Origin of the sequence: Paenibacillus glycanilyticus NBRC 16618, assembly GCF_004000805.1 — a bacterium.
Lineage (GTDB): Bacteria > Bacillota > Bacilli > Paenibacillales > Paenibacillaceae > Pristimantibacillus > Pristimantibacillus glycanilyticus.
Genome location: NZ_BILY01000051.1, coordinates 34972 through 44808, shown reverse-complemented (window position 1 = coordinate 44808; position 9837 = coordinate 34972). Strand labels below are relative to the sequence as shown.

At 55.3% G+C, this 9837-nt stretch carries 7 protein-coding genes; all 7 read right to left on the bottom strand.

The window, feature by feature from the left end; genetic code table 11:
* Nucleotides 1–198: 198 nt before the first annotated feature.
* From PGL01S_RS27765 to PGL01S_RS27735, 7 genes are read right to left on the bottom strand one after another with little or no spacing between them, the layout of a single operon-like run.
* Nucleotides 199–1263, bottom strand: coding sequence for an LLM class flavin-dependent oxidoreductase (locus tag PGL01S_RS27765; RefSeq protein WP_127498491.1), 1065 nt, complete (start codon nucleotides 1261–1263; stop codon nucleotides 199–201).
* Complete coding sequence (locus PGL01S_RS27760; RefSeq protein WP_244935789.1) at nucleotides 1260–2750, bottom strand: DHA2 family efflux MFS transporter permease subunit; 1491 nt, start codon at nucleotides 2748–2750, stop codon at nucleotides 1260–1262. Before PGL01S_RS27760 ends, PGL01S_RS27765 begins: the two co-directional genes overlap by 4 nt.
* A complete protein-coding gene (locus PGL01S_RS31510; RefSeq protein ID WP_127498488.1) occupies nucleotides 2729–4762 on the bottom strand; it encodes a dipeptide ABC transporter ATP-binding protein in 2034 nt (677 codons plus the stop codon). The genes PGL01S_RS27760 and PGL01S_RS31510 overlap by 22 nt, the downstream gene beginning before the upstream one ends.
* A gap of 14 nt (nucleotides 4763–4776) precedes the next feature.
* Nucleotides 4777–5670, bottom strand: coding sequence for an ABC transporter permease (locus tag PGL01S_RS27750; protein WP_127498486.1), 894 nt, complete (start codon nucleotides 5668–5670; stop codon nucleotides 4777–4779).
* 27 nt (nucleotides 5671–5697) lie between these two features.
* Complete coding sequence (locus PGL01S_RS27745; protein WP_127498484.1) at nucleotides 5698–6618, bottom strand: ABC transporter permease; 921 nt, start codon at nucleotides 6616–6618, stop codon at nucleotides 5698–5700.
* A gap of 21 nt (nucleotides 6619–6639) precedes the next feature.
* On the bottom strand, nucleotides 6640–8313 hold the full coding sequence (locus tag PGL01S_RS27740; RefSeq protein WP_127498482.1) for an ABC transporter substrate-binding protein: 1674 nt from the start codon (nucleotides 8311–8313) through the stop codon (nucleotides 6640–6642).
* A gap of 22 nt (nucleotides 8314–8335) precedes the next feature.
* Complete coding sequence (locus PGL01S_RS27735) at nucleotides 8336–9679, bottom strand: LLM class flavin-dependent oxidoreductase (protein ID WP_127498480.1); 1344 nt, start codon at nucleotides 9677–9679, stop codon at nucleotides 8336–8338.
* Nucleotides 9680–9837: the final 158 nt, after the last annotated feature.

The window sequence follows — 9837 nt, the reverse complement described above, 5'->3', positions numbered from 1 at the left end:
CAACTAGCTACTTCTCTTGCGAATAAGACCCTATGAGGGTCTTATCTCAACGCCAACCCACCATTTTCGCACGTCCGCGCCCCTTCCCATGCCCGATAAGTCCCTGCCAGGGTCTTATCACTAACCAACTAGCTGCTCTCCAATCAAATAAGACCCTCCCGGGGTCTTATTTCTAGCTTGCTCATCATTCCACCTTAATCAGCCAATCGGTATTTCTCGCACCTGCTGCTCCTCCCATACCCAGCTTGGCACTTCCCGGCGCAGTACGGGGGCGATATCCGAAGCGAACCGCTCCATCTGCTCCCGCTGCTCGGCTTCGGATAAGCCGTCTACGCTAAGAGACAGCACCTGGTGACCAAAAGCCGCTTGGTAGTTTAATATTTTCTCGATAATCTGCTCCGGGCTTCCGATCAGGCTTGGACCTCTGGCGATATTGTCCTCAAGCGTGGTAAACGGAGACTGGTTATGCTGAGCGGCGGCTGTTGCCTGGAACGCCTCATAGTAAGGACGATACCGCTTGATGGCCTCCTCCGTCGTATTCGCGATATACAGGCTGCCGGCGCCTGAACCAACAACCGCTTTCCGCGGATCATGCCCGTAATACGCCAGTCTCTCGCGGTAATGATCGATGAGATCCTTGTATTTCGCCTGCGGATGGAAGCTGTTCGAGGAGAAGATCGGCTCGCCGTAACGGGCGGCTAGCTCGGTGGAGCGGGTGCTGGACGCGCTCCCGTGCCAGATCGGAATCGGCTTCTGCAGCGGTCTTGGCTGCGTCGTCACCTCATGAAGCGGCGGACGGTACTGGCCTTGCCAGGTCACATCCTCCTCCCGCCAAAGACGCCGCAGCAGCTCGTAGCGCTCCTCCATCGAATCCCATTGCTCCTCTTCCGTGATTCCGAAGAGCGGGTAATGCCGCGGATCGTTGCCTTTGCCGATAATCATCTCCAGTCTTCCGCCGGACAGATGATCAAGCGTCGCGTAATCCTCGGCTACCCGCACCGGGTCCAGTACGCTAAGCACCGTTACAGTCGTCAGCAGTCGAATGCGCGAAGTTCTTGCCGCAATCGCCGTCAGCAGCAGCGGAGGAGAAGAAGAGAGAAACGGCGCTCCATGCCGTTCTCCAATGCCGTATCCTTCAAAACCAAGCTTCTCGGCAAGCACTGCCTGCTTGATTATATTTTCGATTTTTTCGCTGGTCGTAAAATGCTCCCCCGTCACCGGGTTCTTCAAATTCATAACCAGGCTGAACCATATAAATTTCATAAGCTTTCACTCTCCTTTGGCGTCGTAAGCGGTGGTGCCGGCATCCGTCTGCCCAGCAGCAAAGCAATCGGAATTGCGCAGGCGACAATGATGCTGGATACGAAAAACACATCGTGAATACTGTGCATGTAAGCTAGACTATATGCCTTCGTCCCCTCTTCTCCTCCGCCTGAATCAGTCAGATGAACCGACAGCCGGGAGTAAAACAACGACGTGCAGAGACCTAAAGCCATAGCGCTAAATACTTGCCTCAGCCAATTGAGCAAAGCCGACGCATGCCCGATCCACTCCTCGGGAACGGACGACATGCTTGCGTTGGTGGTTGGCGTTGAAGCCAGGCCGGTACCGATATTTCGGATGGCGAGCCACACGATAATCGCAATAAGACTGGTTTCCGGAGGCATTTGACTGAAATAATAGGTACTCACAACCAGAATCGCGCAGCCGATCATAATCAGCTTGGCCGGTCCCGCTTTGCGGTACCATTTGCCGGCGGCAAACGTGGCAGCGGTTAAGCAAGCCGCGGCGGGAAGAAACAGAAGACCAACCCTGAACGGCGATAAGCCTTTCATCTCGACCAATAATAAAGGCATGAAATAGACAACCGAATAAAGTCCAAACGACAGAATAAGGGAGGCCGTCAGACTCAGTGAAAATCTGGGGTTGAGCAGCAGCCGAAGCTGCAATAGAGGATGCTCGCTGCGGCGAGCCTGCCATATAAATAGCGCAAAGCTGCCGACGCCAACAAGCAGCATCATCCAAGTAAGCAAGCTGTTCCAGCCCCATACGGTCATGTTGCCGAATAGCAGCAGCAGCGCGAGACTTCCCCCCGTTGCAAGCAGCAGCCCCGGCCAATCCAATCGGGCGAGACCGTTTGCCGAGTCCTTCGGAATAACAATCGCTCCTACAATCCAAGCGACAAACCCGACCGGTACGGTCACCAGGAAAATAAGATGCCAATCGAAGCTTTGCAGCCAGCCGCTGAGCGACGGGCCAATCGCTGTTCCCAACACCGTGGAGAAGGACCACACGCTAAGGGAAAAGGATTGCTTTTCCGGCCTAATCGTCCGGTAAATCAGGGCAAGCGACACCGGCTGAATAAGCCCGCAAAACAGCCCTTGTACAATACGAAACGCAATAAGCGCACCGACATTCCAAGACAGCGCGCATAGAAACGAGCTGACCGTAATTCCCCCGATTGCAAACAGAAACAGCCGCTTGCAGCCAAACCGCTCCATGGCATAGCCGGTAATAGGAACAACAATGCCGCTCGCCAGAGTAAAGCCGGTCATCATCCACTGAACCGTCTGCAGCTCCGTGCCGAATATCCGGATAAAACCGGGCAGCGACACGTTAAGCGAGACGACATGGTACATCCCGACAAAGGATCCGATAAAAATAGCCGTCAGCACCGGCCAGAATGCCGGGTAGGATGCTGCCGCCGGCTCCTTCTGTTCCGCCTGCTTCATAGTAAGGTATAGTGGCAAGCCGCATAACGATCCTCGCCTAACGGGCGAAGCTCCGGCTGCTCCTTCCTGCATCTTTCCGTCGCGAACGGACAACGGGGGTGGAACCGGCAGCCGCTTGGCGGATTTGCCGGCGAAGGGATTTCGCCTTGGATCGATGCAGTGCCGCGCTGACCCGGAACTGGCTGCGGAATCGATTCGATGAGCAGCTTCGTATACGGATGGGCCGGCTGGCGGAACAGCTCATCGCTTGGCGCGATCTCCACAAGCTTGCCCAGATACATCACGCCAATCCTGTCCGAAATATGCCTTACAATCTGCAGGCCGTGGGCGATAAACAAATAAGTCAGACCCAGCTTCTGCTGAAGCTCCTGCAGCAAATTAATGATCTGCGCCTGAACGGACACGTCCAGAGCGGACACGGCTTCATCGGCAAGAATAAAGCTTGGGTTCAAGGCAATTGCCCGGGCAATGCCAATCCGCTGACGCTGGCCGCCTGAGAACTCATGCGGATATTTGCTGGCGCTCGCTGTATCAAGTCCCACCAGCCCGAGCAGTTCTTCCACGCGATGCCGACGTTCGTCAGCCGTCCAAGCGCCATGTACTTTAAGCGGTTCGGCAATACTGTCGCCGATCGTCCATCTAGGGTTTAGAGAACCGTAAGGGTCCTGAAAAATAACCTGCATATCCTTCCGTAACGGACGAAGCTGCGCGCCATTTAATCCTGTCAGCTCCTTGCCCTGAAACAGCACCTTGCCTGAAGTCGCCTGCTCCATTTGCAAAAGAACCCGGCCTAGCGTAGATTTGCCGCTTCCCGATTCGCCAACCAGACCAAACGTTTCATTCCGCCTGATGGAGAACGAGACATCGTCAACCGCGCGGATGAAGGTACGGGGCGCGGTAAAGCTTTTTCGCTTCACCGGATAATACTTGCGCAGATGATCGGCAGAGAATAGGATTTCGCTGTCTGTGCCGGAAAGGGCAGCTTCCGACTGTTCATCATGCGCAGCAGACTCTTCTACCCGCAATGCGGCGGATTTGCTTCTAACCGCAGGCTCTGCGGCAACCTGCTCCGCATGCCAGCAAGCCACCCCGCTTCCGCTCTGTTCAACAAGCGGCGGAGCTTCCGCCCGGCATCGCTCCGTTGCGTATTCGCAGCGGGGATGGAACAAACAGCCGCCGGGTAACGCGGCAAGTGACGGAATAGATCCCTGAATCGCATAGAGCCGTTCGCCGCGTACGCTGTCCAGAGGAGGAATCGATTGAAGAAGTCCTCTCGTATACGGATGACGAGGTCTTGCGAACAAATCCTCAGCCGCCCCCTGTTCAACAATCCGTCCGGCGTACATGACGACAATGCGATCCGCCATCTCCGCGGCAATGCCGAGGTCATGGGTAATGAGCAGAATCGACATCCCGAGCTCCTGCTGCAGCTCCTGAAGCAGCTGCAAAATTTGGGCCTGGATCGTAACATCCAGAGCCGTGGTTGGTTCATCGGCGATGAGCAGATCCGGGCTGCAGGAGAGTGCCATCGCAATCATCGCCCGCTGGAGCATGCCGCCGGATAACTCGCCGGGATACTGCTTCATTCGGATTGCCGCTTCAGGAATACCAACGCGGCTTAATAACTGAATGCCCCTATCCCAGGCGACCCGCCGGCTCACCCGTTCGTGCTGCATGATCGTCTCGACAATCTGCTGGCCAATGGTGAAGACCGGGTCAAAGGCGGCCATCGGCTCCTGGAAGACCATCGCTACCCGCTTGCCGCGCAATTGCCGGAGCTCGGCTTCAGGCAGCGCCGCAATATCCCGTCCCTGCAGCAGGATGCTTCCCCGCGTAATGGATCCTTTCTCGTAATCAATAAGCCGCATAATCGCTTTGGAAGTGACTGTCTTGCCGCTGCCGGATTCTCCGACAAGGCACACGGTTTCCCCGGGCTGTATCGAGAACGATATATTCGTAATCGCTTCAAGCAAGCCATTTTTGGTCCGAAAACCAACGGACAGCTCCCGAATATTAAGCAACGCCTCCAATAGAGCTCCCCCTCCTACCTCGTGCTTTTCTTCGGATCAAGCTGATCTCTCAGCCGGTCGCCGATCATATTGACTGCCAGCACAAACATCGTGATCGCAAGTCCCGGGAAAGTACAGATCCACCAGGCAACCGTTAAATAACCGCGGCCCTGCGACAGCAGCGTTCCCCAGTCCGGCACTTCCTTCAGCACGCCAAGGCCAAGAAAGCTAAGCCCCGACCCGGTCAGAATCGATGTCCCGATGCCTATCGTCGCCATGACGAGGAGCGGGGACAGCGAATTGGGCAATACATGCTTCCAGAAGATGTGGAAAGGCGAAGCGCCGGCAGCCTGCGAGGCCTGAATAAACGTCCGGCCTTTAATGCTCATAATCTGCGACCGCATAATACGCGCATAACCCGGTATGGAGGCTATGGCTACAGCCAGCACAATATTAAACAGGCTTTTGCCAAGTGCTCCCGCAATCGCAAGCGCAAGCAGGATGCCCGGGATAGTCATCAGAATATCGTTGAAGCGCATCAGCACCGCATCGATCCAGCCCCCCGCGTAACCGGATAAAGCGCCAATCGCCCCGCCTGCCAGTCCCCCGACAAGAACGGAAGCGAAGCCGATAAACAGCGAATCCCGGCTGCCGTATACAACCACGCTGAATATATCCCGTCCGAAATAATCCGTTCCGAACAGATGCGCCGCGCTTGGTGGCTGCATAATGCTGTCCGTTAACATCTCGGTAGGGGAATAAGGGGCAATCCAGGACGGCACAACCGCGCATGCCGCAATAAACAAGATAACGAGGGCTGCCGCAAACAGGAACAGATTGCTTGCCGCCAATCGTTTGAAACGGATAGCCGTCAGGCGTCCACCGCTTCTTTTGTACGGGAGTGTACGGGCCGTAGCCGCTTCACGCATACGTACTTGGCTCCTTTCTCCATAACCTTACGCCGAGCGCCTTACTCTCGGATCAATTAGCGAATAGGACAAGTCGACAAGCAGGTTCACCAGGACGTAGATCAGCGCGGTAAAAAAGATAACGCCCTGCACGACCGGCAGATCCTTCGCCATCAAAGCGTCCCCGATAATCCGTCCGATGCCTTGCCGTGAAAATACCGTTTCAATCACAACGGTTCCGGCCAGCATCTCTCCGATCAGCATGCCGATCATCGTGACCGCGGGAATAAGCGCATTCCGCAGCGCATGCTTATACATCACGGCACGCTCGGACAAACCTTTGGAGCGCAGCGTCAGCATAAAATGCTCGTCGATAATGTCCAGCATGCTGCTTCGGACCATTCTTACGATAAAGCCGGCTCCAACAATGCCCAGCGTAAGAGCCGGAAGCACAAGCGTGCGCCATCCGTCCGAGCCCATGGCCGGAAACCAGCCAAGCTGCAGACTAAACAGCACGATAAGCAGAATGCCCGACCAGAAGGTCGGCATCGAGATGCCGAACAATCCGACGAGACGGGCAAGGTAATCAATGGGACCGTTGCGGTGAACGGCGGACAATACGCCAAGAACAAGGCCAATCGTGACCGAGACCAGCGCGCTTGCCGCCGTCAGCGCCAGGGTAGCGGGGAAATGCTCAAGAATTTTATCCAGCACCGGCTCGGAATTTAATAAGGAATTCCCGAAGTCTCCCCGCGCCATGTCGCTTATGTACCGGATGAACTGGATATAGAAGGGCTGATCCACGCCCAGCTGATGCTTCAGGTTCGCAATCTGCTCCGCCGTGGCAACCGACGGATCGATCATCGAATCCGTCGGGTCGCCGGGCAAGACATACAGGATCGCGAACACCAGCACCAAGGTGCCCGCGATCACCAGCAGGGAAGAGAGAATACGTCCGGCAATGTACATGGCGATCCGCCTCCCTATCGTTTAAGAACTAAGCGAGACCCCGTTGAACAACGGATAGCCCAGCGAATCAAATACAAGTCCTTGCACGGATTTGTCCGCGGCTACCGTATACGGGAATACGTAAATCGGCAGAATCACCGCTTGGTCGATAATGTAATGCTGGATTTGCTTATAAATGTCCGCGCGCTTTGTATCATCCGTTTCTACCCGGCCTTGCTCAAGCAGCTTGTCGATCTCCGGATTGGATAAACGCGTGAGCGACTTCGGAGCGTTTGGAGCGGTAGTATGATAGAACGAATACAGTGCGTTTGGATCCGAGTTCACCTGGCTGTTGCCGTAGAGATCATAATCGCCATTGGTATAAACGACCGTCCGCACGTCCTTCGTGATCTCTACCTCAACGGCAATGCCAAGCGCCTTCAGCTGCTGCTGAATGATGACCGCGATATCGTTGCGTTTCTCGCGGTTTGGCGTTCCGTCCACGTAATGGATGGTCAGCTTCTTGCCGGCTTTTTCGCGAATGCCATCCGAGCCTTTAACCCAGCCCAATTCATCCAGCAGTGCGCCCGCCTTCTCAAGATCCGGCTTCACTCCGTTCTCAAGCGAAGCATCGTAACCGAAGGTTCCCGGCGTAAGCGGCGACCAAGCGCGGTCATACGTCCCCAGATACAACGTCTTCACAATGCTGTCGACGTCAACGGCGAGCTGGACCGCCTGTCTTGCTTTCGCATCGTTCCAAGGCTCATGCTCCTGATTGAAGAACAGCGTATAAGGCAGGCCAACCGTGTTGGCTCCAAGCAGTTGAACCTTCGAATCGCTCTTTAAGGCTACGATATTTTGCGGAGGAACCGTTTCAGCCGCCAGTACCTGACCGCTCTGCACGCTGCCGATCCGGGTTGCTTCTTCCGGCACGATCTTGAAGGTAATGCCGTCCAGATACGGTGCGCCCGCATTCGTTACAAGCTCTGGCGCCCACTTATAGTCGGGATTCTTCGCTACTTGAATTTCGGCGTTCTGCTCCCATTTCACGAACTTGAACGGTCCTGTGCCAACCGGATTCAGACCAAATTGGTCACCGTATTTCTTCGCCGCCGTTGGCGATACGATGCCAAGCAGAGCCTGGCTCAGGTTGCCGAGGAACGCGCGCGACGGAGTAGCAAGGTTCAGCTTCACCGTATACTCGTCAATCACTTCCGAGGATTTATACGGAGCGAGCAGAGCCGCCGCGTTCGCAGCCTTCGTAGCCGGATCGAGAATACGGTCGAAGTTATATTTGACCGCTTCGGCGTTAAACGGCGTGCCGTCCTGGAACTTCACGTCTTGACGCAGCTTGAAGGTATAGCTCAGGCCGTCATCCGAAATCTCCCACGAAGTAGCCAGCCACGGCTTGATGGAATTGTCCGGAAGCTGTACAACAAGCGAGTCGTAAATCGTGCGGATGACGCGTACGGCAACAGCCAGACCGCTGCGATGCGGATCAAGCGTATCGGGCGAAGTAGCGAGAGCGTAGGTCAGCTCTCCGCCTTGCTTCACTTCCGTGGAAGCTGCAGGTGTATCCGTCGACTGCTGCTGCGCCTGCTGGCCGTTATTGCCACTCCCTTTATTTGACGCGCACGCCGACAGCACCAGTGCCAGAACTAACAATAACGCCGCCGAGCTGTGGAGTGATTTGCGTTTCGATTTGAATGTATTCATCGGATTTCTCTCTCCTATTCAATTAGTTAACAGTCACTCCAGCCTGTTTGCGCGCCGCCGCGTAACGGTTCTCCGGTACCGGAATCCCCAGGTTGCCGCGAAGCGTATCGGCATCGTACTCGGTGCGGTACAATCCGCGTTCCTGCAGAATCGGAACAACCAGCTCGACAAAATCATCCAGACCGCGCGGCGTAGCCGACGCAATGATAAAGCCGTCCGCCGCTTCCTCTTCGAACCACTCCTGCACTTTATCCGCTACGAATTCCGGCGTGCCGATAAAAGAGTTCCGAGGCGTTGCCGCCTGCAAAGCAACCTCGCGAAGCGTAAGCCCTTGTTCCTTCGCACGGCGCTTGATCCGGTCTGTTGTGCTGCGGAAGCTGTTGGAGCCAAAGTCGCCGAGGTCCGGGAACGGTGCATCCAGCTCGTATTGCGAGAAGTCGTGATGCTCGAAAAATCTTCCCAAATGATCGAGCGCCTTCTCGATCGTAACTAGGCCCGCAATCTGCTGATACTTCTCTTCCGCCTCTTCCTGCGTGCGTCCGATAATCGGCCCAATGCCAGGGAAAATAAGCGTATGCTCGGGATTACGGCCATTCTCGGCCACGCGGCGCTTCACGTCGCGGTAGAACTCCTTCGCCTCTTCGAGCGACTCCGGACCGGTAAATACGGCATCGGCAGTCTTTGCAGCCAGATTGCGACCGCTCTCGGAAGAGCCTGCTTGGAATACAACGGGCTGGCCTTGCTTCGAACGCGCGATATTCAGCGGACCTTGCACGGAGAAGAATTCCCCGCTGTGATTCAGGCGATGCAGCTTCTCCGGATCGAAGAACACGCCGGTTTCTTTGTCGCGGACAAAAGCGTCGTCTTCCCACGAATCCCACAGTCCCTTCGCAACCTCCAGGTACTCCTCGGCGATCCGGTAACGCTCGCTGTGCTCGGGATGCGGCTTGCCGCCGAAATTAAGCGCGCTGCCTTCAAGCGGGGAAGTGACGACGTTCCAGCCTGCGCGGCCGCCGCTGATATGATCGATCGACGAGAACTGGCGGGCAACCGTAAACGGCTCGGAGTAAGAGGTCGACAACGTTCCTACAAGCCCGATGTTGGAAGTAACCGCTCCAAGCGCGGACAGGATCGTAATAGGCTCGAACCTGTTCAAGAAATGAGGGATTGATTTTTCGGTAATGTACAGTCCGTCGGCGATAAAGAGAAAATCGAATTTGCCTTCTTCCGCTTTAAGCGCCTGCTGTTTATAGAAACCGATATTAACGCTTGCATCCGCCGGAATATCGGGATGTCTCCAGCCTGAGCTGCTGCCGCCAACACCATGAATAATAGCTCCCAATTTCAATGCTCTCTTCTTCGACATATACACTCCACCCTTATCTTCTTTTTTGTATGACTCAATAAAATTCCGGTAAAGTAACATATCCCATCTGTTTAATAGGAATTTATCTTGGCAATACTCTAACACCCGGCTTTCCGCGGCACAATAGCATATAAATCTCTTCTATCGACCGTTAGGCA

Excerpts from the sequence above, each read along its gene's own strand:
- PGL01S_RS27765 (WP_127498491.1), bottom strand. The coding sequence starts at position 1,263 with ATGAAATTTATATGGTTCAGCCTGGTTATGAATTTGAAGAACCCGGTG.
- PGL01S_RS27750 (WP_127498486.1), bottom strand. The coding sequence starts at position 5,670 with ATGCGTGAAGCGGCTACGGCCCGTACACTCCCGTACAAAAGAAGCGGT.
- PGL01S_RS27745 (WP_127498484.1), bottom strand. The coding sequence starts at position 6,618 with ATGTACATTGCCGGACGTATTCTCTCTTCCCTGCTGGTGATCGCGGGC.
- PGL01S_RS27740 (WP_127498482.1), bottom strand. The coding sequence starts at position 8,313 with ATGAATACATTCAAATCGAAACGCAAATCACTCCACAGCTCGGCGGCG.
- PGL01S_RS27735 (WP_127498480.1), bottom strand. The coding sequence starts at position 9,679 with ATGTCGAAGAAGAGAGCATTGAAATTGGGAGCTATTATTCATGGTGTT.